The following is a 26,204-nucleotide window of genomic DNA, read 5'->3' on the forward strand; positions in this document are numbered from 1 at the left end:
AAGAAGCCTTGAAAAACAATCACCAAATGATACTTTTCGAGACTTTTAACCAGCTGAATTTAACGACTGAAGATTTCAGTGTTCTGAAGATAAGTCATTTCATCAATTGAAATACGTTGTTGTAGTTTTTCAGCCAATGATGAATCAATTTTTTCTGAGCCTAAAGCTTCCTGAATTAATTCATATTCGCTGTGAAAGGCGCGTAGAAACATTTGGTAAACGATGTCTCCGTTCACATCTTTGCCATGGATCCGGCGATGACGGGTGCGGTAGAAGCGCTTGACCATATTAGCTTCAACACCGCTTTTGACGTCTTTGGTTCTAAGAAACTCCATCACAGCATCAAAGCCAACCTGTTCAATTGGTAAAATATCTTCGTTGTGCTTTTCAAATTGTTCGCGCCAATAAACTTCTTCCAAAATAATTGGGGCTGTCAAAAAGGCATCCTGTGCCCGACTCATATTTTTATACATACTACCAATATGAAGGCTGAACCGAACCCTTAAAAGCACGTTTTTCCAGATCTTTTCATCGGCAGAAAAGTTATTTAATTGCAAAAACTTACCATAATAATATTGCTCATCTTTAGTAATTTTACCTTCGTCATATAACTTTTGAATTGCCTGTAGTTCAACTTGATGACTTTCACTCATAAGCTGCCGACGAAGCTTCAGGCTGGGCGTCCCATCTAAGACCAACTGTTGCTGTAAAGAATCAATCACTACCTGAGCTTCTTCGGGGTGTTCTTTTTCTTTTGCTAAATCACTGATGGCTGCTTGGATCATTCGGCGAACCCACCGATATCGAGGCTGAGTTGGATTTTGACTTGGTAGTAGCAGGGGAACGAAGATGGTGGGCATAATTAAACTAATTAAAATCACAACGGCGGCCAGAAAAATTAAGGGTCCTCTGAATTCAAACGGTTGGCCGTGAATTACGTTAGGCATGGAAAACGCCAGTGAAAGGGTGATCGTTCCATTGGCACCGCTTAAGGCCATCACCAGACTGTCGCGCCATTCATGGTGGGTCTTGACACGACGTTTGAGCATGTAACGAGTCCAAAGCAACCGAATAGCACCCTTAAAGAGATAAAGCAAAATGCCAATTCCAATTAATTTATAAACACCAAAGTTGGGATTAGGCGATTCCTGCATACCCGTCGTCACTTCAGGCAAAGAAAGCCCTAATAGGACAAACACCGTTCCTGACAGGATCCCAGAAACGATTTCCCAAACATTAGTGGTAATGAGTTGCATTCGTGAAGAGGTTAGACGTAATTTTTCACGTTCGGATCCTTGGGCAAGTCCGGCGGCTACAACAGCTAAAATCCCGGATAAGGCTAACTTTTCCGCTAAGAGGTAAACCAAAAATGGCGTTAGTAGCTGAATTAAAACCATCACCAAGGGGGTGTCATTGTTATAGCGGATTAAAAAAAGTCGAATACTAACAATTACGACACCTAACAGACTTCCGAAGAGTAGGCCGCCTAAAAATTCCCAAAGAAAGATGCCGATTGCACTTTCCATCGAAAACGTACCGGAAATAAAGGCAGCCAATGCCATGTCAAACAACACAATGCCGGCCGCATCGTTAAATAGAGATTCATGCTGGAGAATCCCAGCCTGTTCTTCAGCGATCGGATTTGCCTCAAAAATTGAGTTAACAGCCGAGGCATCGGTTGGCGTCACAATTGCCAGCAGGGCAAAGGCCAAACTAATCGGTAGGACACTATAAATTAGGTGAAGTCCGGATCCAACCACTAACACGCTTACCAGTACCAATCCAACCGCCAACGATAAAATGTTGGTAATTGATCGACCAATCCAAAATCGGGAACTATTTTGGGCTTCATTAAACAGCATTGGCGCGATGACCGCTAATGCAAAGGTGGATGGGTCAAGGTGAAAATCTTTATAAACTGGTAATCCCGCCAATAAAATACCTAGAAAAATTAAAAAGAAAGGCAGCGGAATCTTTGTAAAGTATCGCGCTAAAATATTAGCCAAGACGACAGCTGCCAAAATGATAATTAATAATAACACCTGGTCCATATTCAACCCTCCTCGTATTTCGCTTCATTAACGGTTTTAGTTTAGCACTTATAGGTCGAAAAGGGTGTTAGAGTGCATTAAAAGTAAGTAGTTAAGCGAAAAGGAGACGTTGTTTATTTTTTGTTTAGAATTCTGGACAAACAAAAATGGTGAGCCGCTTCGACCTTCTGAACGCATATGCGCCGATCGTTACGAACTCACCTTGGTTTGGCACCGCTATGAAGTATAGCATGAACTTGTTGGTAATAGCAAGCCAAGTTGTATCTTGATGTTGGCAGGTGAATTAAGCTTAATGGTCGGTTGTTGGTACTCGCTTTTAGGTGTTATCATTAAAACCATTAAGTGTTGGAGAGGGTCGGAGGAAAGTATGTTAAATCTAAAAAGAATATTGTTATTGCTTGCAGGAATTTCATCAATTATTTTGATTGCTGCCATTAGTTTAATGGTTATCAATGGCAATTTTTGGGCATCAACTCCTTGGATCTCGCATAATCAACCCCATGGAATGATGGGCTGGTTGTTAGTTTTAACTTTTATTTTGTGGATCGCTTTTTTTGTTGCACCAAAGAATACGAGAAAATCCGATTAAACTATCCTTTTTCGAAATTTTAGGTGCTCGAATACCGATCGAATTAAAAAAAGGCCGCGGGTAAAATTTAATACCCATAGTGGCCTTTTTGTGTCTGACAATGTAAGTACAGGGATGACGATATTTTTGAATTTTTTATGAATATTGTGAAAAAGATATGAACAAATCAAGATTTTTGTTTGAAAGTTTACCGCTTCGGGTTGCGTCGGTAGCTTTTTTCAATTAGGGTTAATTAATGGCGATTTTAATCACAACCACGATTGCTTAAAGTGAGTTTTGGTTTGTAAACTATTCATTGCCTAACGCTTGGAAATAATTTAAGCTTTTAATGCCTGGAGGTGGTTAATTGCTATTAAGTCAACTGGTTGCCATTAAAAATTCTAAAAAGAGTTTGGTCACCATTGCGGTCATGATTGGAATGGTTTTTCTATCGCAAATTAATGCTTGGTATACCTACTTTATGAACTATTCTGGCAGGGGATTTCATGGCGCTCCTGCTGATGAAATGATCAATCCACCGACTGCCGCATTTTTGTCAGCAAATTCTTCAGGTGATCTTTTTATCATTTTGATAGTTGCTCTACCAATCTTTTTGATTTTAATTAATGCTCATTTAGCACTGGATCAAGGTCCAGTAACTGGCCATTGGACTCATTATTTAAGATTAGGAAGCCTTAATCGTGGTTTACTACGAAGTGAATGCGCTAATTTTGGTATTTTCACAGCTTTTTTTGCTGCTTTGTTTGGGTTTGATTTTCTTATTTCAATTATTATTTTTCATCGAGGAACAGACTTTTTAGGACTGGAAGTTGGTGCATCAAGCTCTCATTTATTAAATATGGAAATTAGTCATTCGTACTTGGCTTACAGCATGTTTGTGATTGTCGTGAGTGCTGCTTTTGGATTATATGCTGTCGTCATTTATGCTTTAGTTCTATTAGTGAAGAAGGCAATTTTGGCTTATACATTATCGTTTGGATTTTGGCTTTTAATGATTGTCATGCCCCATAGCATGTCGTACTTTATGCAGCCATTTATTGAATATGACTGGAACGACTATCTGGCCTCACTTTTGTGGTTTTTCGGGATCTGCTTTTTAGTAATTGTTGGTTGTAATTTGATGATTAAGTTTATAAGTCGGCATTACTACTTTAATTAATTTAAAACCGGATAACATGGGTTGAAGTGTGGCACAAAATAGTTCGTAAGCATTGGCATTTGGCAATTATTTTTTTGAAAGGAACTCAAATAATGACCGTTAAGCTGGTTAATATTTCAAAAATGATTAAACACCGTCGAATATTAAATAACGTTTCATTTGAATTTGAGGATCGACAGATTTATGGCTTAGTTGGGGATCAAGGCGCCGGCAAGACAATGCTAATTCGAGCGATTGCCGGTTTATTGGTTCCTTCATCTGGGAAAGTCGTTATTGATGGGCAGGCTTTGCATGATAACATTGATTTTCCACCAAATGTCGGAGTAGCTTTTCAAAATACACCATTTTTGAATGAACTGACCGGCTTACAGAATCTAGTCTCCTTAAGTAAGATTCAGAATGTTGCTTCAACTGATGATATTAAAAAAACGTTTAAAAACCTCGGCCTGAGTGAAGCAGACTGGAATATCAAGCTTGCCGATTGTTCACCTAAATTGAGAAAAAAAGTGAGCATTGCCCAAGCAATTTTTGAAAAGCCAAAGTTACTGTTACTTGATGAACCAACTGCAGGGCTTGATGAGGATAGTGTTTGGAATCTCCGAAATATATTAAAAGCATTGGCGAATTCCGGGGCAACAATTATTTTAGCAAGTCAAGATGAAGAGGCCCTCAACATGCTAAGTCATGTCATTTTAAAAATTGATGATGGCCAAATTATCGATCAGGTTAAAGCCAATTGGGTTTGGGGATGAGGCTGTAAGAGATGATTAGTTGATAGTTTAATATTTATAGTTTAAACGATTAAGTATAAGAACCTCCTCTTCTATTCTTCATGATAAAATGTAGATAGAAAAGGGGCTTTTTGTAAAAGGTCATTTTAAATTCTAATTATAGTGAACTGGCTTACTTTAATATAACGTCACTCATTAAGTAAGCTCTTGGAGGATTACCGATCACTAATTGAAAGAATGTGAAGGGATTAAATCGAATTAAATAAGAATTAATCATAATCAGAGGGGGTGTTGGACCTATGAAGCGCAATCTATGGCTAACATTAGTTGCAATTTCACTACTGGCAGTTTCAATTATTTCAATTCACATAACATCTGTTTCAGCTGCAAAAGTCACAACTAGTCAAACTTTTAAGAAAACGTCATTTTTAAGTAGGTCTCGTCAATCGGTGTATGTTTGGAACAGCCAGCATACCAAGAAATTAGCAAACTTGAAATATTATCCGCATACTAATTTATATTCAACAAAACAGGTTGTTATTCAAACAAACAGCCACTATGGCAATTATTATTATGTTCGTAGCGCTAACAACCGGCTTAAAGGTTATGTTTGGCATGGTAACCTTATTCCGGGTTCATACATCAAGGGTGGCGGTTATCGTTATCCAACTGAGCATGTGTTACTGTCAAGCATTCCTTATGATAAGAAGTTTGCAAATTCTTCCGGAAAAATGGCGACGACCAATCGTATTTTTGGGATCATGAATGCGGATGCAATTAAACCCTATACTAAAGTGCCAACTACTAGTCAGCAAAAAACAGTCATTAATTTTTTGAAACGTAAAAATTCAAATATCCCTAAAATGATCGAAATCGGTGCTACAAAGGGTGTTAGGATTTCAATGATGACTTTGTTTATCGGGAAAAGTCAACAGGTTCAATTACCCATGATTGAGACCAACCCTTATGGTTATTGGGTAGACGTTAATTCCTTTTACCCGGTACTGACATTATCAAAATTGAAAAATCGGGCAAAGCCTATCAAAACTTACAATATCGCTAAAACGGTTACCACAGTTTTTGGTTCGCGGACTTATGATTTTGAAAATCCAAGAGCGCAGTCTGATTCCAACATGAATGAAGGTCCAATCACTAAAGTTTATGGGACCGGTTATGGTCCAAACAAGAACTTATCGTTAGTCGATTGTCGTGATCGGTTACGATACGTTTCAACCAAGAACATTTTTAGTATTTCAAATAATCAGCCAACGCTGCGTCATGGTATCTGGTATATTGCCCCATCTTATCAATTTGTTAGCATTGGTGGCCACGAACAGAAACTTAGAGGGATGATTAATCCATTAAGATCAACCATCTATCGATATGTTAATCAAAATGGGTTCACCCAATATAAATATGAAAATGGTCACTGGACGGCTCAATTTAATCTGCATTTTGAATTTCTTAAAAACGGTAATGTCAGTGTGCATTTTAATCAATTAACTGGCGTGATAAATCACGAGAAGGCTGTGGGTAAAGAACGGGTTATTGCAACTTTAACCGGACCCAATGCTGATGCTGAAATGATGGCTTACCTGAATCATTCCGCGGATTGGTATAATTCACTGATTAGTTGACCGATGCAAAGAGGAATAGGGCCTATTTTAGCGTTGCAAAAATTGCGTAACAGCTTGTTTGAAATTAGATCAATTCAAGTAGGCTTAAAAAAGCTAATCGCAATTGACGATTAAAACATCAATTACGATTAGCTTTTTCATTCAATGGAGTCGGCGGGTATTGAGTACGGTTTTTAATTGAATGCCATTATACCCGTAATAGTAAGGGATTTTGCAACATGCAAAGTCCGAAATGCTTACCGATTTGCTTACCATTGGTTAAAAATTTAGGAAATTAGCCAACTTTTCTACCGCTTGATTGTCTTGCTTTTGAGTGACATGTGTGTAAATGTTAAGTGTTGTTTGAGCATCGTCATGGCCCAATCGAGTTTGAACTTCTTTGATAGTTGCCCCAGCCTCAAATAGTAAGCTGGCGGAAGTATGTCGGAATCCATGAACCGTGATCGACTTCAAATGATGAGTCTTAATAATTTTCTTTAACCATTTAGCAGGTGTATTGAGCGACTTATAACCATTTTTGGTGTTAGCAAAGATTAATTGACCTCTTTGCAGAGTATTAAAGCCAAGAACTAAATACTCACGCTTTTGCAAAGCCCGCCACTGCTTTAAATAATGCAAAGTTTTCTTGTCTAAAGTAATCTCACGACGACCAGCGAGGGTTTTAGGTGCTTGAATGATTTGCTTCCCGTTCATCCCTTGCGTAAGTGTCTTGTTGATATTCATGGTTGATTTGCTGAAATTAACATCATTCCATGTTAATGCTAAACACTCACCTCGACGGATACCAGCAAAAGCCAGAACTCGAAACAGGGTATACTTTTCCAACTCTTCATTTGGATTGATATACGTAAAGAAGGTTTCTAATTGTGATTTGTCCCAAAAGTTGTCATGACTTTTACCCCATTGTGCTTTGCGTTTAGGGATGGTTATTTTTTTAGTGGGATTGTCACCGTGCATATAATCATGTTTTAAAGCGTAATCAAAAACATTTGTGGTATAGTTAAACCATTTCTTGAAATTGCGCGGTGCGATTTTAAACCAATCGTTGACCGCCTTTTGAATTTGAGCAGGGGTAATTGTCCGGATTCGCTTATTACCAAAATACGGTAAAATATGATTGTCAAACATACCAGCGGTTCTGGCGATCGTGCTTTCTCGCACGGTGTTCTTATAGCCTTGGTACCATTGCTCATAGACCACTTTAAATAAAATATTATTATCTTTGTTGAAGTCACCTTGACTAATCTGAAGTTCCAATCGATTAGCTGCCAGGGCGGCTTCTTTTTTCGTTTTAAAGCCTCGTTTCATGATGCGTTTTGGTTTACCAGTTTGAGGGTCTAAACCGGCGTAGACCTGAAATAAATACCGTTTATTGCCACTTTTTAAAGAATAACTTGTAATGCTTGCCATAAGGTAACCGTCCTTTCGGTGCCAGCCGTGAACGGTATGTAAGATTAATCGGTTAATATCGAATTTAAAGAAATGCCATCGCCCCATTCAATAGGTAATTCAAGCGTCGTTTGCTTATTGCCTCTGTTATGAATCTCGACAATGCTTATTTCACCATTGATCTTTTTAGAAGCATACCAAGACACATCAATTTTAGATGCTGTTTTAAATTTCTTGCTGTACCAATTGAAGATCTTCAGCGACATTTCTTCAAAGTTGGCGATACGCAAGAATTTACCAATTGTGTTATTAGTACAATACATTAAATCTGATGGGGTATGATTAAATATTTTTTCCGCAGCCTTAGAATGTTCTCGTTTAAATTGTTCCATTTCTTGTCTCTGCACAAATGAGCATCGAAGCATTGCAAGTTGGAATTCAACATTATTTCTAATCATCGCTTCACGAATGTTAGAGTTAATGGCATTAAACGTTGTGTTATTTGACTTGTCACTTGCTTCTTTTTCCATTTGAAAAAGATCACTACGAGTTATATTAACAGGCCCCATGACTGGTTCTACCCCAACAAAAGTTGTAAAGTGCTGCGTCTCGGTTTTTACGTCAATTGGAAAAATATAATATGGCAAAGGACGAGGATATATTACTTGCTTATTCATAAATTTTCCCGCTTCAATTGGCTTTCCTTTTAAATAAAACTCATAATCTTCTTCAAAAAATAAGTCGCTCAGAGGCGTATGTAATGCCTTAGCAATTCTATTCAATGTCTCAATACGTGTTTTGAAAGGAATATCCTTTGATTTGGAAAGCGGAGTGATCGTTGTTCTAGATATACCCGTTTCTTTGCTAAGTTGTGAGACTGTGATTTCATTTTTCTTCATTAACTGTGGAATATTAGATTTCAATTGCAAAACCTCCTTATACAAATTGTACTTCAAAAAAACAACATCATCAACTGTTGACCTTTATAAACGAATGAGCTATTCTGTTTATATAGAATTCATATAGCAAAAATAATGAACTCTATATAAGCAAAAAGAGGTGATTTAAATGCAAAACAATCAAATTATTAGACGCAAGATTTCCGATGAGCGTCTAAAAATGTGGGAGGTAGCTAATGAAATCGGAATAGCTGACTCTACGTTTTCAAAATGGCTACGTCTCCCATTAAGTAGCGCACGGTATAAGCGTGTTGAAAAAGCGATCAATGAGTTGACAAAGGAAAGGGATGATTGAGCATGACAGAGCCATTGCAAGTGAAATTACCCGAAGAGGCCAGTGAAGAGCTTAGACAACAAGTATTTGCTGCTATTTCCGTGGCAGTAGATCAAGCCAAACGCAAGGCCAACCAAGGTGAGTGGATTGCTAACAAAACCGGTTTGGCGGCCTACTTGGGCGTTTCAACCGATGTAATCACTCGTATGGTGAAAGAATTAGGGCTGCCAACTCATCATTTGAGCGTTTGCCCTAAAATCACCTTTTTCAATCGGGATGAGGTTAACAGTTTTATTTTAAATAACGGATATATCAAATAAAGAAAAATGCCAGCCGTGAACGGAGTTTCCGCTATTTAAAAACTTTTAGGAGGTGATCGAATAAAAAATAAAATTGTAGCAGACACGACGAAAGGACACAGTTATGAAAAAATGGATACGTAAAAAAGCCTGTACCCAAACTTTGGCGAGTCGGTACAGACTTTCAATAAAACAATTTTCAAAAGATACATGTCCCCAAAATTGAGGTTATCTTTATGTTTTATGTGTCCATTTTAACACGAGGAGTGATTAATTTGGATATTTCAAAGGTTGAATATTTACAGGTTAAGTTAAGCGAAACAAGTACTTTGGCTGAACTACTGGGAGAAGAGTTAGAGAATTTTAGGCCATTGTTAGACTCTCCTAGTGACAAAGAAGATGAGCTTAAGCATTTAAGACTATTGGCGTTTAGCTTACAACAACGGTTTAACGTCATGGAAACATTGCAAGACGTTGCTAATCAGTCAATTAAAGACATTGCTAATGATTTGCAACAGTTTATCAACGACTACTATGCAGAAAGACAACGGGAGGCAGAAAAACATGCTTGATCGATATGACCCGCTACAATGGGCGCTAAAGCTGGTAAAGCAAGGCATCCCTGTCTTTCCACTAAAAGCAAATAGCAAAGTTCCTATGACTACTCACGGCTATTTGGATGCATCTACTAATCAAAGTACGGTCAGAAATTGGTTCAACACTGGCAATGCAAACATTGGCATTCGTTTAGATACAGTTGGGTTAGTCGTCGTTGATATTGACAATCATGACAGTAATGACGGCAAGTTGACGTTATTTAAATGGCAACAAGCCGGTAGACCCTTAACTTCCAAATATGTAGAGACAACGCCGCACGATGGTTTGCATTACTTCTTTAAGTCCAAAGTAGTTTTGAAAGATAAGGTGTTGACTGATTCAGTTGAATTAAAAACTAAACAAATCATCGTGGCGCCCAGTGTCATTGATAATCGACGTTATACACCAGTTAAAGACAATGAAATAATGTCAGTTGATTATCTGCCGGATTGGTTATTAACGGGTTGCAAACCTCTTAAGCCGCCAGAATTTAAAAATAAGCCTTTTGAAAAGACTTGGACAGGCACGCTATTAGATGAAATTGTTAGTGGCACTAACAAAGGCGAAAGAAATATTTATTTAACCTCTTTATTGGGCAAGATTTTGGCGACACGTTGTGACAGTCAAACGGCTTACGAGTTATTAATGTTTGCAAACGATCATTTAACCCCAGCACTGCCGGAAAGGGAACTTAATACGATTTTTAAGTCGATTCTTAAACGGGAATTATCAAAGTGAGGTGGTTGGCTGTTGGATAGTGAAATTAAAGCATTGATGGGACAGCGTGATAAACAACTCACCAAGTCGCAAAGTGCGGTTCAGTTTCTAAGAAATGACGTTAAGCAGTGGCAGAAGCAACACCAGAGCGAGCAACAAGTTAAAAGTAATACGTTACCCCCGCTTACTACGTTAGGGGGCGCGCAGATCATGGAAAGGCACTTTAAAACCTGTATCTTTTCCGGGGATGAAAATGAGCGATTAGCGGTGTATTTACCCCGTGAAGGCATCTACACACAAAACTATCGATATATCAAGCGACTAATTGCCCGGATGTACGCCCCGTTTAATGAACGCCAGGCCGACGAAATCATTTACCATATGCTAAATGATGCCCCAATTAAAGAACCCACGGTTGATCGGTATTTAGTCCCTGTTGCTAATGGCATTTGGAACCTGCACAAGCATGAATTAATGCCCTTTAGCCCGGATTACGTGTTTACCACTAAAATAGCCACTCGCTACGTTGATAATCCTGTACCACCTAACATTGATGGTTGGACGGTAGATGGTTGGCTGAAAGAATTGGCTTGTGGTGATGATGAGATCATTAAGTTGTTGTGGGAAGTGATTAACGACAGCCTCAACGGCAACTACACCCGTAAGAAAGCCATCTTCTTGTATAGCGAACAAGGTAACAGCGGCAAAGGAACGTTTCAACGGCTCATTGAAAACTTGGTTGGTCACCAAAATGTCGGCGCCTTAAAGGTTAATCAATTTGATGAACGCTTTAAATTAGGCTTGTTAGTGGGTAAAACGGTTTGTATTGGGGATGACATTCCACCAGACATCTATATTAAAGACTCAAGCAACTTTAACTCCGTTGTGACTGGGGATGTCGTAACGATTGAATTTAAAGGCCGTGACAGCTTCTCAATCTATTTGAGGTGTACCATCATTCAGTCCTGCAATGGGCTGCCAAACTTTCACAATAAGGGCGGTACCATGCGACGAATTATCATTGTCCCGTTTAATAATCACTTTGATGGTAGCAATGATAATTGGCAGATTAAAGATGATTACCTAACCAGAAGTGACGTCTTGGAATACGTTTTATATCGAGCTTTACAACTTGATTTTGAGAAGTTTGATATTCCTGACGCCTCTAAAGAGGCCTTGAACAACTTTGAAATTGACAACGACCCGTTGATCGGTTTTAAGAAAACGTTTTTCGATGAGTTGAACATTAATAAAGTCCCCACTTACTACCTATACGAATACTATAAAAAATACTGTCAGAATAATGGATTAAAGCCACTTGGTAAAGCTAAATTTGTGCGTCGCTTTATGAAGTTAAATCCAGATTACGAAAAGAAGAAGGCCAAATTATCAGCTACTGAAATTACAGAAGTTCAATTAATGGCGAAACAGGACGAAATTGCAGTCTACACGGCACCATTACCAGAAAGAGGCAAAGCATACAATTGCTTAATTAAAAACAGAGTTGATAAAAAAGTGTAACTCTGGAACCAGTCAAGGTAAATCCTTGATATGACAAAGCATTGACGAGTTCCAATAAATTAAAGAGCTGGTACCAAGGTTACAGAGTTGAGATTTAAAAACGGAACCGCGGTTCTACATTTAAAATGAAATGGAACCTGTTAAAACGCTGATGTATCAGCAATGGAAGCATTAAGTTCCAGAGTTCCAGAAATAAACGCAACTTGTTTTTATATAAAGCTAATTTAAGAGGTGAAATCAATGAACGCAGTACAACAAAGTATTATGGATTATGTTAGCCAACACGATGAAACCAGCTTTGTTGAGATTGAACAAATCTTTGACAATTGTGGCTTTGAATGGCAAGGCAATCAGCAAATTGCATCATCACAATGCATGTGCCTATGGTTTTGGAGTGGGTGGAATCAAGAAGCGGTTAACCAAATTGCTGAATTGATCCATAAGCAAATGGTTGAAATGCGGCAGGTTAGTCCGTCAATTTATTTTACAGACGGAGTTGTTTTAAATATTCCAGTTGCTAGTAAACAACGTTTTTATAAACATCCCCATTGGCTGCCAGTTGGCTTTACAGCAAGCCATCGCCAACCGGAAAAACTTTAGCAAACGTAGCAAATTAAGGAAAGGGCTAGATAACATGACAACTAAAAAAGATCAATCAAATAACAACACTGAACTTGATGAGGCTTTAGCCTATCGAAACTTGAAAGCAGCTTTAAAGCAGACGGCTAAAAGCAATGGGGAATCAATTCCTGGTTGGTTTACCGATAACGAAAAGTTAACACTCGAGCAACAACATAATGCCGCTACAACCGATAAGGATACGGAAAAACGAGGGTTTGAATTAGGCGCCCGGGTTGCCAAGGCTAACCAGAAAAACAAGCCTCAAAAGACGCCATACTTTAAAAAGCCATTTTAAAATCATCCATCCAAAAAAGGAGATCAGAAGTAATGTTATTATCCGAAAAAGAATTCAACCAGTATCAACAGCAAGTTACTGACTTCATTAACCAACACTTTGGCAAAATCGATCATGATCTAACAAGCTTGAAGCAGCAGTTAACACAGGCTCAGCAGGAACGTCAGCAGGTTGAAAATGAAACTAAAGGGAAACCCGATTATGACCCGGATGTGATTCGAACAAAGCGGGATGCTGATGAAAAGGTCAATACATTGAAGCAGTCGGTAGCCATTGCAACTAAACAGCGTAATCAGCTGTTAGAAGACGTTTCACCGACGTTTAAAGACTTCTATCAACAAGTATTCAAGAGCCTGGAAGAACAATTGCTTAAGCAGCGACAAGCGACTTTTGATGATAAGATCGAAAAATTACAAGATCAAGCCAAACAATTAGATCAGCAACGCCGTGAAGTGATGTTGAAAGAAACCAGCCGCATTAATCATGATTTATCACAAGTAGCGGCGGCCGAATTTCGTAATACGCCTGTAACCCCGCCTCGTTTTGACAATGGCGACTACATCCCCTTTAAACCAATTAAAAAGCACTGATTACTGTTAGGCAAAACTCTTAAGCACAATTCGAACAGCAATGATATTGAGGTTATCCAATTTATTTGGGTATCCTCTTTAATTATAAATACTGTTTTAATGGCTATGAGTTGGGAAAGTAGCATGAATCTAAAGAACTTCCCTTTTAATAATAATTGCACACAGATTTGAATTATTGATGCACACAAAACGTTGCAATGTTGCATAGCGTTGCAACACTCTCTAAGGGAGTAAAAATCGCATAGTAACACCGTTTGACCACGATTGATAGATTTTTAGCACCCTAGTAAAAACTAGTATTGATGCCAAGATTTGTTGAGATTTTTTAGGCAGAATTACGACATTAATAAAAGCAGTTTGGCGGCCGAGTTTTCGGCCACGAGATTAACTAGGCTGAGTTTTCAGCCGTGAGATCGACTAGTCTGTCTAAAATGGGATAACTCTTGTTAATAACAATTCCAACACCCTAAAAAGCAGTGGACAAGTTAGGACTAGAGATATAACCTTATCTTAAAAAGATCCGAGAGGCGTATAAGTAATGAAAAAACGGTCAGCAAAAGAGCAGTGGTTAACTGATTATCGATTAAGCGGGCCTCTTTATCCCGTGACGGTTGGACAGGAGCCCGTGAGTCCAGAGATGCAAAGGAAAACAGACATTGCTTGGATGAAGTTTTTGGAGTCTTTGAAGGCAAAAGGACAGTTGAACCATTTGGATGATATTAAGCTTTTGAATGAATTACATCAGAAATATCCCGAGGTGAAATAAAATGTTTTTTAGCAAGTGGTTAAAGAGAAAGAAATTTGGCAATGTACCTCTGAAAGAATACAATCCACCAGAGTCTAAAGAAATACAACCTAAGAAAAAATATACGGAGCAAGAGCTTAAAGATATTCACCTGCAAACCTATTTAAGACTGCACACACCGTTGTGGCCTAGTGAGAGCGTTCAATTACCAGTAAGTCACTTTAAAAAACAAGAAGATGACTTATCAGTGAAAAAATTTTATGAATCGCTTCTAAAGGAGGGCCTTCTCAAAGATCCAAAGGCAATTGAGCATTTGAAAGAATTGCAAAAGAAGTATCCAGATAATTGAATGGCAAATTTATGCCCTTGCTGGCGTTTTTGCCAAAAATGTCCAGAACCAAAGCTAGTTGAAAACAACAGAGCTTTTACTTTGCAGTACAAATAAATGCATGGTTAAGGACAAGTTTTAAATAACAAGTGACGAGGTAAAGATTGTATGTATAACTTGTTAAGTACACATTTGTACGAAACTGAGCTAAAAGAATGTTGTACTAAACAGATAGCCTTATTACTAATGAAAAAACATCCCTCACAAAGAAGGATGTATATCGATTCGCGGCTGGCATTAATTTTATATGTGTGATTTTGTGCTTACCGATTTGCTTACCATTGAATCTAAATTGTTCGATTCAAAACGGATTGTAAGAAAATAAAAAGGCTGATTTATCAACGTTTCAAGCGTTAATCAAAGTCAGCCTTTTTCATTCAATGGAGTCGGCGGGAGTCGAACCCGCGTCCGAGCATATCGCCACTCAGATATCTACGTTCATAGATTTACTACTTGGCATTCACCATTTAAAACGCCGCAAATCAAGGCACCCATAAATGGCTAACCTGATTAATCTCTTCAGTTGACTTCAGGTGGGAGCCGACTGCGTGAGCCCACTAAATTTAAGACCCAGATCCAACCCATGGGCGAGATTGGGAGGATCTACGCTAAGCGCTTATTAGGCAGCTAAAGCGTAAGAATTGTTATTATTTTTTGCAGTTATAATTTAAACTGGGCGTTTTAACGTGCCGCCGCACGAAACGCAATCCAAGCTCGACCTATACCCGTCGAATCCTTAACGACCCCAGATCAATACAATAGCATTATATCATAGATCAAAATTAGTTAGAAGTAATTAGATTAAATTGTAGTGTTTCAAACCGTTGACGATGCCGTGGTTAGTATTCTCAGTAGTAATAAATTCGGCATATTTTTTAACGTGGGGAAGACCATTGCCCATTGCGACCGGGTGATCAACGTATTGAAGCATTGGGATGTCATTATTACCATCGCCAAATCCGTAAGTGGGGATTCCAGTTAACTTGGCATTAGCAATCAATTCTTGAATGCCACGTTTTTTTGACCCATTTTTAACCACTACGTCCATACTAAAAGGTGTATTTCGATAGAAAGTCAGTGTATCATCAAACTTATTAATATATTTTTCATCGTGACCGACTGTGTTAACAACCATCATGTAAATTGGATGCTGATGAACGTACTCGTCAGCACCTAATGGCGGAATTCGGGTATTGATTGACTGGTAGTTATTTTTTGTGTCATCAGTAATAAAATTAATGGCGGCACCCAGATTATTCATTACGGTTGTTGATTCATTCATCGACTTAGCATAGGTCATGAAATTAGTCACAATTTCCGGTTTGATGGTGGCTTCGTAAACGGGTCGATTTTCGAAAATGACATAATCACCGTTTGCGGAGACGACTGTATCGATCTCAGTTTTTGCTAAGATTTCTGGAATTTCAAAAATGTTTCGTCCCGTTGAAATTACCGGGAGAACATTATTTTGACGTAATTGTTTCATTGCGCTGGCAACTTCATCGTCAACCTTGGTTTGTTCGTTTAGTAGGGTATGATCGAGATCAAAAAATGCAATTCCTTTATACATGAATTTAACCATCCTAATTTTTTAATTTATGGAAACGAAACATCACTATATTATCATAACAATCTTAGTGCATTTCAAGCAAGTCGCCTATTTTCTGTTAAAATAGATGTAGTATGGGGTGAGAAAGAAATGGAAAAAACAACCATCGCTAATGAAAAAACCAATCGTTTTTTTGTGCGACTCAGAAGAATCCCCGGAGAACACTGGTATCTTGCGGCTGAAGGCCCAAAAATAACCGCTGCCAGTCGCAAGGTGAAAGTGCCGGATGAAATTAGAACTCAGGATTTTTTAATTGATCAAATTAGTTTTTTTAATAAGCAAATTTGGTATCACTTTACTTATGGGGACTTGTCAGGATGGCTGCCCAAGCGAAATATTCGCAAGACATTTCGAAGATTGGATGTTCCTGCCATTAAGCAGGCAACTCAGGCAGATATTGATAATCAGCTAGCGGCTTTAGCAATGTTACTGAAAACCGCCGGCTGCCAAATTTCAGAACAACAGTTGCGGACAGCAATTGAAGAGTGGCAGTCAACTAATACTGGTTTAATTGGGTTAAGCGACCTGATTATTTCTGAAACTCACTCGATTAGAGACTTAAATGAGGTTAATTTACGACAGTTGGACAAACAGATACTAAGAAGACGGCCAATTATTTTAAAGGTTGGTGGGCTTGATAATTTGAAATCCAGCTTAATTGTTTTAACTGGCTTTAACAGGAAACTATATTTTTATAACGATCCGTGGACTGGTCGATTGGAATCAATCTCGGAAAACCATTTAAAAAAGCATTGGCTTCATGGTAACCTAGAAGCTATTAGTTATTAGAGAGTTGGGGGATAAACGATGAAACTGCTGATGATAGAGGATAATAAATCGGTTTCGGAAATGATGTCGATGTTCTTCCAAAAGGAAGGTTGGGACGTCTCATTTGCCTATGATGGTATCGAAGCCGTTGACATGTTTAATGAAGATCCCCAAAGCTGGGATATGATTACATTGGATTTGAATCTGCCCAAAAAGGACGGCATGGAAGTCGCTAAGGAAATTCGTGCCAAGTCAAAGTCTGTACCGATTATTATGTTGACGGCTCGTGATTCTGATAGTGACCAAGTTTTGGGCTTTGAAATGGGGGCAGACGATTACGTAACCAAACCATTTTCGCCGATTACATTGGTGGCCAGAATTAAAGCCTTACAGCGTCGGGCACATACTGAAGCCCAGACAGAAGAACCGGCTCAGACGGAAGAAAAGAAGAAAAAAGAGTACCAAATCAAAACTGATCATTTTAAGTTAAATACTAATACGCGAGAAGCTTATTTGGATGGACACTTGATTCCGGAACTCACGCCAAAGGAATTTGAACTGTTGAATGCATTGGCCCAAAAGCCGCGCCAGGTGTTTTCTCGTGAACAATTACTGGAACTAGTTTGGGGTTACGAATATTACGGTGATGAACGAACCGTTGATGCACATATTAAGAAATTGCGACAAAAAATCGAACGGGTCGGGCCGCAGGTTATCCAAACTGTCTGGGGTGTTGGCTATAAATTTGACGATAGCGAAGTGGATAAAAAGAAATGAAAATGATTTATCAGCAATTATTGGCTTTTTTCCTGGTAATTGCCGTGACAATCCTTTTGCTTGGCTTTTCGTTTGGTAGAATGTCAAAAAGTTTTGTTTATGATGATGAATGGCGAAGCCTCGAAAAATACTCTGATAGTTTGGTTCAACAGTCACTAACGGTTAACTCAAAGAGCAGTCAAAAGGTCACATTTAGCCTAAGCACTTTAAAAACAACTCAGGCGCTGTTAGAGAATCAGTCTGTTCACTTTACCGTTTTTAATCAAAAGAATCAGGTGATTTATCCAAATAACGGTTTATCACCCAAAGTGACGAAAAATGATTGGCGACATTTGGCAAAAGATCAGATTGTTAGAAAAGTAAATAATCGAAACTTCAAATTAAGTAATGGCAAGACCCGGCCAGCGATGATCGAAATTTTAAAGCCTTATTATTACAATAAAAAATTAGTAGCGGTAGTGAGTGCCGGTGCTTTTATTTCTGACGTGAATTCAAATGTGGATCGCATTAATCGGGACTTGTTGAAAGGACTTGGCGTTTCATTAATTATTTCAATGATTATCAGCTTCTTCATTGCTAGTCGGCTGAATCGACGCATTAGTCGGTTACGGTCGGCAGCCACTCAGGTTTCAAATGGCAATTATCAAATCCGGGTAAAATCCGGTGGCAATGATGAAATCGGTGAACTTATTACGGATTTTAATCATATGACGGAATCTTTGGAGAAGGCCAATCAGGAAATTCAAAGACAAGAAGAACGGCGCCAAGAATTTTTGGCTGATGCAGCACATGAAATGCGGACGCCATTAACGACAATCTCTGGAATTTTGGAAGGTATTAAATACGATGTAATTCCTCAAGAGCAACGGGCAAAAAGCATTGATCTGATGAGCAACGAAACGCAACGGTTGATTCGGTTGGTTAACGAAAATTTGGACTATGAAAAGATTCGTTCAAATTCAATTCGACTTGAAAAACGTCACTTTAATGCGACTAAAGTTTTGAAAAATATTGTTGATCAATTGGGAAGCAAAGCTGCCGAATCAAAAGATCACTTCGAAGTTCAAGCTCCTGAGGAATTGCCAATTTATGCGGATTATGATCGATTTGTGCAAATTGTGTTTAACATTACCAATAACGCGATTCAATTTACGGATAACGGGACGATTTCTCTGATTGGTGAACGAGGGTACAATGAAACCATCGTTCGAATTAAGGATACGGGAATTGGTATGACAAGGGAACAGCAAAAGAATATCTTTGAACGATACTATAAAGCCGATGCTTCCAGACGAGCCAGAAAATATGGTGAATCAGGTTTGGGGCTGGCAATTGTCCATCAATTAGTTCAGCAGCATGGCGGTAAGATCTCGGTTGATTCGGCACCCCACAAAGGGACAACTTTCACGGTCATTATTCCAGATCAAACGGATGCTGAAAGAAAAGTTGCTGAAAATAATCAACCCCACACGGAAAGCTGATTGTTTTTCGCTAGTGAGACAAAACTAAACAAAACTAAACAATAAAAACGATCGGAATTAATTTAAATGACTTTTGGATTAATTTCGATTTTTTAGCGCTGTAATAGAAAATAGCCCATCCAACGCCTACGACAACATTTGGATGGACTATTTGTAAAAAATGGAGTAAATCTACTGAGTGGAATAGATTCACAGTTAGAAGTATAAAACAACAACCCGGTTGGTGCAATACTGATGATTTGTTTGAACAAAATTCAAATTTCCGGTAAATTCATATTGACAAATTGGGCAAAAATCGATAGTATTATTAACTGTGATATTTGTTAATTGGGTATTCGCCAAATGGTAAGGCAACGGACTCTGAATCCGTAATTTACTGGTTCGACCCCAGTATACCCAATCTTATTGCCCGCTGGTCAAACTGGTTTAAGACGTCGCCCTCTCAAGGCGGAGTTACGGGTTCGAGCCCCGTGCGGGTGATTAATTGAGAATATGTAAAAATAAAAGATCTCTAAATGCTGTTAGTACAGTGTTTAAGGATCTTTTTATCTTGAAATATAACGTTTTAAATCAAAACCGGTATGACAATGAATGGGTTTCAATTAAAGAGTACCTTGGGTAACCTTTCTAAACGAAAGAATTATCCAAGGTACTCTTTAAACTAATCTTTAAAACGATTTTACCAATAACCCAGGAGACCGGCTAATTTAGCTCTATCGACGTCTCGAGAGGTTAGGGTAGCTGAGATATAGGCCCTGGCATCGGAAGGGTCCTTAGACTGTGTCCATGTGTATTTAACGGGACTTGGTGTCGCATCCGGGTCCTGCTCTGTACTTGAAGAAGCAAACATAACGTCACTTTGGTAAGGTGTATGATAAAGTCCAAGTCCATGGCCCATTTCATGCATAATGACCGTTGTCCAATAATTAGTCGTTGAAGCTTGCGAGATGGATGGCTGTTCTTCAATATAGGCGTTCTTAACAGCTTGACGTAATGATGAAATTAGAGAATCATAGTTGCTGCGAATGGTTTTGTCCTGCGTTTCATAATTAGTTGTTAAATCACTGATTTGTTTCTCAATGTTTGCTTTAGTCGTTGAACTGCTTGCGTTATCGTACTTATTTTTTAATGCCATGTACTGGAGCTGATAATTTGTTCGGAGCTTTGTGAGCAGCGAATTAGTGAGATCCAATAAATCCGAGGCTTGAGATGAAATGTTATCTAACTTTGCTTCAAGCACAGATGAAGTCGCCAAGTTGTTGCTGGCATAATTGGGATTTGTAAAGCGGTTTTGATTAATTTCAATTGTGTCACCGTTAAATAACCCATCCCATTGCTTATCAGAAGCATCAGTGAATTTGACTGTTAATGTATGATTAGTGGCGCTGCCAATGGAAAAAACATCCTTACCTAAAGCTTTGTTCCAACGTGTAATGGCAGTGTTTACGTCATCGGTTAATCGACTATCCGCGACGTAGATCGTTGCGTGATGATTTTCAAACACTCCGGTTGAGGCAAATTGGGCTAAGTTATATTGTTGGCTTAAAAGCGTCTTGTATTTAGCGTATACATCAGTTTCGAACCCAAGGATGGTTAGATCGGGATCCAAATCAGGTGATGCATTAATATAAGACATTAATTGATTTTTTGAATTGACGGTTGCACCGATTTCTGATTTAATATCCATCGATTTTGTAGGAAGTTTTGTCAGATAACCACGCCAAACCCAGCCAGCAACCTTTTTCCCGGAAGTACTCTTAACGTAATAATAAATTCGGTATTTTCCTCGAACGTTCAGCTTTTGGTGATAGTAGGTGACAAATGACTGTTGTTTGTAATTCGAAAGTTTAAATACTTTTTTCCCAAGTTTAGCAGAATACGCATAAGCTTTTTTGGCTTTTGACTGATTGATTTGATAGGTGAAGTGGTTCATTTTCTGGCGCCAAATAACTTTTACGGATGAGCTTGCCTTTGTCGAATTATTTAATAGTAAGCCTGTTGAAAAAGCTAATGTCGCGAGTAATAAACTTGAAAATAGTTTCTTTCTTACCGTCATTTTCAGATTTCCTCCAAAAGTAATGAGTTTTGCCAATTTTGTTAATGTTTAAAGTGAACTTCAAGAAATTCAAATTTCAAAATTCAACTTGAATTTGTTCGATATAAAAATAATTTCGTATGATTTAATTATAACGCGCAATAGTTAACCTTGCTAAAAAATAAAGCTGTTCAATCATTAACCTGCGTTATATAGACGCAGCGGAATTAATTTTAGAAAATATTTCCAAATAGCAATCCTGGTTAAGTGATCATTAATAGGAACGCTCTCGTCATTTAGAAGACCTTGAGTAAATGTTAACAACGACCAATCCAAAACATGGAATGTTTTAAATTGGTCGTTGTGAGTTCTGGAATCAAGAAGGTAACGTAAATTCATAATCATCGTTTCTCTCGATTCCTTATTCAAATGATAAGTCAATTAAATATTTATTTTTATCTTTCAAATGTGAAGTTGTGATCCATAAATCATGATAACTGCTGTCTTTAACCGCAGTTTTATCATGAAAATAATCCAGCAAGTCACTATTCATCGAAATAAAGTCAGGAGCCATTCGATTGACTTCCAATCGCTGACTTGGAAAATAAATTTCAGGGTTGCCCAATTTAACATCATCGTCCAAATACATTTCGACAACGTTGTCGTATTTTTCTGGACGAATGATCGCTTTAGCGGGGTGTGCCTTGATATACGATAAGACATGGTAGAGTGTATCAGAATTACTTGCCAATCATCAGATCCTCCAATCATTAAAACTTTTGTCTGCGTTTTTAATTATAGCAAAAAAACCGGTCGAAATTTGATAAAGGTCTCTTAAACTAAACATAAGGCCCTATTATAGTTTGACTCTGAAAAGATGAGGGCGTTTGATGACGATGTTGACTGTTAAGTCTCGAAAATACTGATAGAATAGGAGTTATTAAATTAACCACAGTTTCTCAATTTGATAATTGTTTATAAATGAGTTGAATGCTTTGGACAGTATGCTTCACATCACAAATAGGCTGTATCTTGACATTTAAAGGGAAAAGGAGATTGACAAATGAAATACGCCAAGACAATTGCAGAAATCCATCAATTTGTAACAGATCGAGTGGTACCCGGTGTCACTTACGGGATCATTGACGGGCCTAAGGTGAAGACTGATTACTTTGGTAACCAGGAATTAGTCCCCGAAAGGTTGGCCTTAAAACCCCATGAACTTTATGATTTGGCATCCTTAACCAAGGTGATTGGAACGACCAATTTAATTTTAAAATTAGTTTCGGAAGGTCGGTTGTCATTAGAAGATTCTTTAAGTCAATACTTACCGGAATGGCAATCACCGCAAGTTAAAATTCGCCATTTATTAACACATACGTCCGACATTGTTGGTTACATTCCAAACCGAAATCAGCTCCCCAAAACTAAATTAATTCAGGCGCTGTTAAGTTTAAGTAGTGGTGATAATCTTGGCAAAGTGGTTCGTTACCAAGACTACAATTTTATATTTCTCGGGTGGGTGGCCAGTCAAATTCTTGGTCAACCGATTCAGCAACTGATTTGCAAAGATGTTCTAACACCTTTGCAAATGACCCATGCGACATTTCATCCCCAACAAATTGAAAATGTTGTACCAACTGCAGATTTACCCGATACTGGGCTTTTAAGAGGAACGGTGCACGATCCTAAAACTCAAATCCTGGGAGCTGATTGTGGCGCTGCAGGCTTATTTGCGCCACTAGAAGATTTACTTCATTTTTCCAAATGGCTTCTGGGCCAAATCTCTTACCCGGACTTTCTACCAGATACTTGGTTGGACCAACTATTCGTTGATCAAACACCGGCACATTTAAAAAATCGGTCTTTTGGCTGGATTCTAAGAAGTGTTGCCGGCCACCCTTACATTCTTCATACGGGATACACCGGCACCTTAATTATCATTGATCGCGTTTCGCAGCAAGCACTTGTCTTTTTAACCAACCGGGTGCACCCCGACGCTCATAACCAACAATTTCTACCATACCGAAGTCGGTTGATTAAAACGTTTATTCGGGAAGCTAATCAAATTTAGCTCGTTGAGGTTAGCGAAGAGTTTAAAATATTGCAACAAAAAAGAGGCCAGCATTTAAGCTGCCCGTCTCGTATGTTGAGTAATTTAAAAGGTACTGCCAACTTTGACTTTTTCAGCCTGGCTTAAATCAGCATCCGGATATTTGCGTCGTAAGGCATTCATCAAAACATGTTTTGCAATTTGATTGTTTCTGGCCAAAACCGGGCCATGGAAATAGGTGCAATAAACGTTTTTGTAAATGGCCCCTTCAGTTTGATCACGACCGTTATTTCCGTGACCTTTCAGTACTTTACCAAGTGGTCGTTCCCCTTTGCCAAGAAAGGTGATTCCTTGATGATTTTCAAAACCGTGATATTTTTCACCGGTTTCTTCATTTTCAATGACAATGTCACCGATAAAACGGTGATTTTTTTGTTTATCGGTGTGATGGTCAAGCGCACCGATGCCCATTAGCTTCTCACCATTAGCGCCGATATAATAATGACCGAGTAGCTGATAGCCACCACAGATAGCCACCACTGAGCCACCGTCTTCAATGAAATCGGTTAAGGCCTTTTTCTTTTTTTGAATGTCTTTTGAAATGATTGACTGCTCGAAATCTTGGCCGCCACCAAAGACAACAATGTCAAACTGATCCGGCTTAAAATCTTGGTCTAAGCTGATCACTTCAGAGGTTAAAGCAACCCCCATTTTATTAGCTAAATATTTCAATACCAGAATATTGCCTAAATCACCATAGGTGTTCATTAAGTCGCCATATAAATGGCAAACTTTTAACGAATAGGTCATTAGCCCATACCTCCTTTAATAAAGCCTTTTTCTGCAAACGTTTTGCGCAAACTCAACATGGCGGTGTAAGTTGCCAAGATATAAACTTTTTTAGTTGGGGCTTTTGGAATCATTGCAACAACTTTATCCAAATCAGGTTCAACCAAATGTTTCTTAGGGTCGACGCCGGCAACTTTAAGTCGGTAAGTAATATCTTTATAACGTTGACCACCGGTAATATACTGCTTAATGTTCATCTTTGGCAAGCGTTCGAACTCGCCGTCCCAAATCCAGCTGGTATCAATACCATCAGCGTAATTTGCGTTAAGCAAACCAATAAACGTAAAAGCATCCGGATCAGTTGAAATCATATCAATTACTTGGTTTAAACCAACTGGATTTTTAACTAAGATCAAGGTGACCAGTTTACCGTCAACATTAATTTCTTCTTGTCGGCCGAAAATCCGTTTATCTTTCTCGAAAGCTTGCTTAGTTTGTGCCGGACTGACACCCATAAACCTGCCAACGGTATACGCGGCAAGTGCGTTATAGATGTTATAGACACCGCCTATATCAATTTTAATTGGTTCACCGTCAATTTCAAAGCTGGACGATTTAGGCGTCAGTGACTTGATTTTATTTAAAGCAAAATTCAACTTTGGTCGGTGGTACCCACAATTTGGGCAGAAATAATCGCCCAAATTGGCGTAACTGATAAAATGATAGTGAAGGATATGTTGACATTGGGGACAAAGAACGCCATCTGTGTTTGGCGTTGCTTTGATGTCACCTTTGGGTTGATTATCAAATCCATAATAAATGATTGGATTTGGTAATTGCTTGGAATGAAAAATCGGTGCATCTCCATTGGCAATAATGGTGGCATTAGGGGCCAAAGCGACGCCGTTTAAAATTTTCTGATAAGTCGTGTAGATTTCACCATAGCGATCCATTTGATCCCGAAAAATATTAGTGAAGACAAATGCTTTAGGCTTGATATATCTGGTTACTTTAATAACGTTGGCCTCATCAACCTCTAAAACTGCCAGGGGTCGTTTGCCTTTGGGCCTTGAAGCGTGAAGAAACGTGGTGATAATTCCCTGTTCCATGTTAGAACCGGTTGGGTTTGTTAGAATGTTTTCATATTTTTCCTTTAAGACTTGAACGGTCAGCGCAGTTGTCAGTGTTTTACCATTAGTACCAGTGATCACGATGACGTCGTAGTTGCGTCCCAGCGTTGCCAGAATGTCCGGATCAAGTCTTTTAGTGATTTTTCCAGGTAACGAACTGCCTCCCTTAAAGAAGGTGTGGAGGAACCAGTAAGATGATTTACCAGCTGCCGTTGCGATTGAACTTTTTAAAGACATAGCTCTTTACTCCTTTAGTAATGAAGTGATTCGTACACTTAAACAAACTCTTAGTTTATCATATTGCTGTTAAATAAGGGGAAAATGTGTTGAATATAGGTAATTCTTAACGATCATCTCGAAATCCGGATAAATTTCTGTATAATGGAGAAGAAGCTGTTAAGGAAAAGGGTGAAAAAATGGCGCAACTCTTTTATCGCTATGGAACGATGAATAGTGGCAAAACAATTGAAATTATCAAAGTAGCTCATAACTATGAGGAGCAAAATAAAAGTGTTATTATTATGACTAGTGCGCTTGATACCCGAGAAAAACAAGGGATGATCGAGTCAAGAATCGGTCTGGAAAGACGAGCAATTCCGATATATGATGAAACTAATGTTTTTAAACAGGTTTTTGACACCAACCCACATGCCAGTTGTGTGTTAGTTGATGAAGCCCAATTTTTAAAGAAAAAGCACGTTTTTGAATTGGCACAGATTGTTGATGAATTGCATATTCCTGTGATTGCGTTTGGCTTAAAAAATGATTTTCAAAATCATCTATTTGAAGGTTCAGAAGCGCTTTTGCTGTATGCAGACAAGATTGAAGAAATGAAAACCATTTGTTGGTTTTGCGGTAAGAAGGCCACAATGAACTTGAGATTGCACGACGGCAAACCAGTTTACGAAGGTGCCCAAATTCAAATGGGTGGTAATGAATCCTATTATCCGGTATGTCGCCGACACTATTACAATCCACCGATTGAATAACAGAGAGAGGA

General features: G+C 38.6%; 27 protein-coding genes, 2 tRNA genes and 1 other RNA gene. 21 read left to right on the forward strand and 9 right to left on the reverse strand.

Annotated elements, in window-relative coordinates; genetic code table 11:
* Window positions 1-59 precede the first annotated feature (59 nt).
* A complete protein-coding gene (locus ED605_RS01965) occupies window positions 60-2,051 on the reverse strand; it encodes a cation:proton antiporter (RefSeq protein WP_121977245.1) in 1,992 nt (663 codons plus the stop codon).
* Window positions 2,052-2,418: 367 nt separating this feature from the next.
* Between ED605_RS01965 and ED605_RS01970 the strand changes: the two genes are divergently transcribed.
* The 4 genes from ED605_RS01970 to ED605_RS01985 all read left to right on the forward strand — a co-directional run bounded on the left by ED605_RS01970 (window position 2,419) and on the right by ED605_RS01985 (window position 6,167).
* Complete coding sequence (locus ED605_RS01970) at window positions 2,419-2,640, forward strand: hypothetical protein (RefSeq protein WP_121977246.1); 222 nt, start codon at window positions 2,419-2,421, stop codon at window positions 2,638-2,640.
* Window positions 2,641-2,986: 346 nt separating this feature from the next.
* A complete protein-coding gene (locus ED605_RS01975) occupies window positions 2,987-3,799 on the forward strand; it encodes a hypothetical protein (protein ID WP_121977247.1) in 813 nt (270 codons plus the stop codon).
* A 92-nt stretch (window positions 3,800-3,891) separates the two neighbouring features.
* Window positions 3,892-4,551, forward strand: coding sequence for an ABC transporter ATP-binding protein (locus tag ED605_RS01980; RefSeq protein WP_121977248.1), 660 nt, complete (start codon window positions 3,892-3,894; stop codon window positions 4,549-4,551).
* Between the two features lie 278 nt (window positions 4,552-4,829).
* Window positions 4,830-6,167, forward strand: a complete 1,338-nt coding sequence (locus ED605_RS01985; RefSeq protein WP_121977249.1) for a hypothetical protein — start codon at window positions 4,830-4,832, stop codon at window positions 6,165-6,167.
* Window positions 6,168-6,425: 258 nt separating this feature from the next.
* Here ED605_RS01985 and ED605_RS01990 read toward each other — a convergent pair whose 3' ends face one another.
* Window positions 6,426-7,577 carry a site-specific integrase gene (locus ED605_RS01990; RefSeq protein ID WP_121977250.1) on the reverse strand — a complete coding sequence of 384 codons (1,152 nt, stop codon included), beginning with the start codon at window positions 7,575-7,577 and terminating at the stop codon, window positions 6,426-6,428.
* Between the two features lie 44 nt (window positions 7,578-7,621).
* Window positions 7,622-8,479 (reverse strand): helix-turn-helix domain-containing protein, encoded by an 858-nt coding sequence (locus tag ED605_RS01995; protein ID WP_121977251.1) that lies wholly within the window; start codon window positions 8,477-8,479, stop codon window positions 7,622-7,624.
* Between the two features lie 145 nt (window positions 8,480-8,624).
* Here ED605_RS01995 and ED605_RS02000 point away from each other — a divergent pair, with 145 nt between their 5' ends.
* The 10 genes from ED605_RS02000 to ED605_RS02045 all read left to right on the forward strand — a co-directional run bounded on the left by ED605_RS02000 (window position 8,625) and on the right by ED605_RS02045 (window position 14,523).
* Window positions 8,625-8,810: a hypothetical protein gene (locus ED605_RS02000; protein ID WP_121977252.1), complete on the forward strand. Its 186-nt coding sequence runs from the start codon at window positions 8,625-8,627 to the stop codon at window positions 8,808-8,810.
* A gap of 2 nt (window positions 8,811-8,812) precedes the next feature.
* On the forward strand, window positions 8,813-9,109 hold the full coding sequence (locus ED605_RS02005) for a hypothetical protein (RefSeq protein WP_121977253.1): 297 nt from the start codon (window positions 8,813-8,815) through the stop codon (window positions 9,107-9,109).
* Window positions 9,110-9,324: 215 nt separating this feature from the next.
* Entirely contained in the window at window positions 9,325-9,660 is a 336-nt protein-coding gene (locus ED605_RS02010; RefSeq protein ID WP_121977254.1) for a hypothetical protein, read from the forward strand.
* Window positions 9,653-10,423, forward strand: a complete 771-nt coding sequence (locus ED605_RS02015) for a bifunctional DNA primase/polymerase (RefSeq protein ID WP_121977255.1) — start codon at window positions 9,653-9,655, stop codon at window positions 10,421-10,423. The genes ED605_RS02010 and ED605_RS02015 overlap by 8 nt, the downstream gene beginning before the upstream one ends.
* 12 nt (window positions 10,424-10,435) lie before the next feature.
* Window positions 10,436-11,923 (forward strand): DNA primase family protein, encoded by a 1,488-nt coding sequence (locus tag ED605_RS02020; protein ID WP_225419022.1) that lies wholly within the window; start codon window positions 10,436-10,438, stop codon window positions 11,921-11,923.
* A gap of 240 nt (window positions 11,924-12,163) precedes the next feature.
* Window positions 12,164-12,523, forward strand: a complete 360-nt coding sequence (locus tag ED605_RS02025; RefSeq protein WP_121977256.1) for a pathogenicity island protein — start codon at window positions 12,164-12,166, stop codon at window positions 12,521-12,523.
* A gap of 34 nt (window positions 12,524-12,557) precedes the next feature.
* A complete protein-coding gene (locus ED605_RS02030; RefSeq protein ID WP_121977257.1) occupies window positions 12,558-12,839 on the forward strand; it encodes a hypothetical protein in 282 nt (93 codons plus the stop codon).
* A gap of 32 nt (window positions 12,840-12,871) precedes the next feature.
* The gene (locus tag ED605_RS02035; RefSeq protein ID WP_121977258.1) at window positions 12,872-13,429 is read left to right on the forward strand and encodes a hypothetical protein; all 558 of its coding nucleotides are present in this window, start codon (window positions 12,872-12,874) and stop codon (window positions 13,427-13,429) included.
* Between the two features lie 538 nt (window positions 13,430-13,967).
* Entirely contained in the window at window positions 13,968-14,195 is a 228-nt protein-coding gene (locus ED605_RS02040; RefSeq protein WP_121977259.1) for a hypothetical protein, read from the forward strand.
* 1 nt (window position 14,196) lies between these two features.
* Window positions 14,197-14,523 carry a hypothetical protein gene (locus ED605_RS02045; RefSeq protein ID WP_121977260.1) on the forward strand — a complete coding sequence of 109 codons (327 nt, stop codon included), beginning with the start codon at window positions 14,197-14,199 and terminating at the stop codon, window positions 14,521-14,523.
* Between the two features lie 417 nt (window positions 14,524-14,940).
* Here ED605_RS02045 and ssrA read toward each other — a convergent pair.
* Together ssrA and ED605_RS02055 are read right to left on the reverse strand one after the other, a co-directional pair.
* Window positions 14,941-15,309, reverse strand: a transfer-messenger RNA (tmRNA) gene (gene ssrA, locus ED605_RS02050).
* A gap of 49 nt (window positions 15,310-15,358) precedes the next feature.
* Window positions 15,359-16,144, reverse strand: a complete 786-nt coding sequence (locus ED605_RS02055) for a Cof-type HAD-IIB family hydrolase (RefSeq protein ID WP_121977261.1) — start codon at window positions 16,142-16,144, stop codon at window positions 15,359-15,361.
* Between the two features lie 117 nt (window positions 16,145-16,261).
* Here ED605_RS02055 and ED605_RS02060 point away from each other — a divergent pair, with 117 nt between their 5' ends.
* The 5 genes from ED605_RS02060 to ED605_RS02080 all read left to right on the forward strand — a co-directional run bounded on the left by ED605_RS02060 (window position 16,262) and on the right by ED605_RS02080 (window position 19,677).
* The gene (locus ED605_RS02060) at window positions 16,262-16,960 is read left to right on the forward strand and encodes a cysteine peptidase family C39 domain-containing protein (protein ID WP_121977262.1); all 699 of its coding nucleotides are present in this window, start codon (window positions 16,262-16,264) and stop codon (window positions 16,958-16,960) included.
* A gap of 18 nt (window positions 16,961-16,978) precedes the next feature.
* The gene (locus tag ED605_RS02065; protein ID WP_121977263.1) at window positions 16,979-17,716 is read left to right on the forward strand and encodes a response regulator transcription factor; all 738 of its coding nucleotides are present in this window, start codon (window positions 16,979-16,981) and stop codon (window positions 17,714-17,716) included.
* The gene (locus ED605_RS02070; RefSeq protein WP_121977264.1) at window positions 17,713-19,197 is read left to right on the forward strand and encodes an ATP-binding protein; all 1,485 of its coding nucleotides are present in this window, start codon (window positions 17,713-17,715) and stop codon (window positions 19,195-19,197) included. The genes ED605_RS02065 and ED605_RS02070 overlap by 4 nt, the downstream gene beginning before the upstream one ends.
* 328 nt (window positions 19,198-19,525) lie before the next feature.
* Window positions 19,526-19,597: transfer RNA gene (locus tag ED605_RS02075), tRNA-Gln, on the forward strand.
* Window positions 19,598-19,603: 6 nt separating this feature from the next.
* Window positions 19,604-19,677: transfer RNA gene (locus tag ED605_RS02080), tRNA-Glu, on the forward strand.
* A 199-nt stretch (window positions 19,678-19,876) separates the two neighbouring features.
* On the opposite strand, the gene ED605_RS02085 is transcribed toward ED605_RS02080, so the two are convergent.
* Entirely contained in the window at window positions 19,877-21,253 is a 1,377-nt protein-coding gene (locus ED605_RS02085; protein WP_121977265.1) for a matrixin family metalloprotease, read from the reverse strand.
* 400 nt (window positions 21,254-21,653) lie between these two features.
* Window positions 21,654-21,983 carry a hypothetical protein gene (locus tag ED605_RS02095; protein ID WP_121977267.1) on the reverse strand — a complete coding sequence of 110 codons (330 nt, stop codon included), beginning with the start codon at window positions 21,981-21,983 and terminating at the stop codon, window positions 21,654-21,656.
* A gap of 312 nt (window positions 21,984-22,295) precedes the next feature.
* Between ED605_RS02095 and ED605_RS02100 the strand changes: the two genes are divergently transcribed.
* Window positions 22,296-23,306 carry a serine hydrolase domain-containing protein gene (locus ED605_RS02100; protein WP_121977268.1) on the forward strand — a complete coding sequence of 337 codons (1,011 nt, stop codon included), beginning with the start codon at window positions 22,296-22,298 and terminating at the stop codon, window positions 23,304-23,306.
* An 84-nt stretch (window positions 23,307-23,390) separates the two neighbouring features.
* On the opposite strand, the gene ED605_RS02105 is transcribed toward ED605_RS02100, so the two are convergent.
* Window positions 23,391-24,095: a type 1 glutamine amidotransferase gene (locus ED605_RS02105; RefSeq protein WP_121977269.1), complete on the reverse strand. Its 705-nt coding sequence runs from the start codon at window positions 24,093-24,095 to the stop codon at window positions 23,391-23,393.
* Window positions 24,095-25,441 carry a Mur ligase family protein gene (locus tag ED605_RS02110; protein WP_121977270.1) on the reverse strand — a complete coding sequence of 449 codons (1,347 nt, stop codon included), beginning with the start codon at window positions 25,439-25,441 and terminating at the stop codon, window positions 24,095-24,097. The genes ED605_RS02105 and ED605_RS02110 overlap by 1 nt, the downstream gene beginning before the upstream one ends.
* A 179-nt stretch (window positions 25,442-25,620) precedes the next feature.
* On the opposite strand from ED605_RS02110, the gene ED605_RS02115 reads away from it, so the two are divergent.
* On the forward strand, window positions 25,621-26,193 hold the full coding sequence (locus ED605_RS02115; RefSeq protein WP_121977271.1) for a thymidine kinase: 573 nt from the start codon (window positions 25,621-25,623) through the stop codon (window positions 26,191-26,193).
* Window positions 26,194-26,204 lie beyond the last annotated feature (11 nt).

The organism is Lentilactobacillus raoultii, from assembly GCF_900411375.1.
Lineage (GTDB): Bacteria > Bacillota > Bacilli > Lactobacillales > Lactobacillaceae > Lentilactobacillus > Lentilactobacillus raoultii.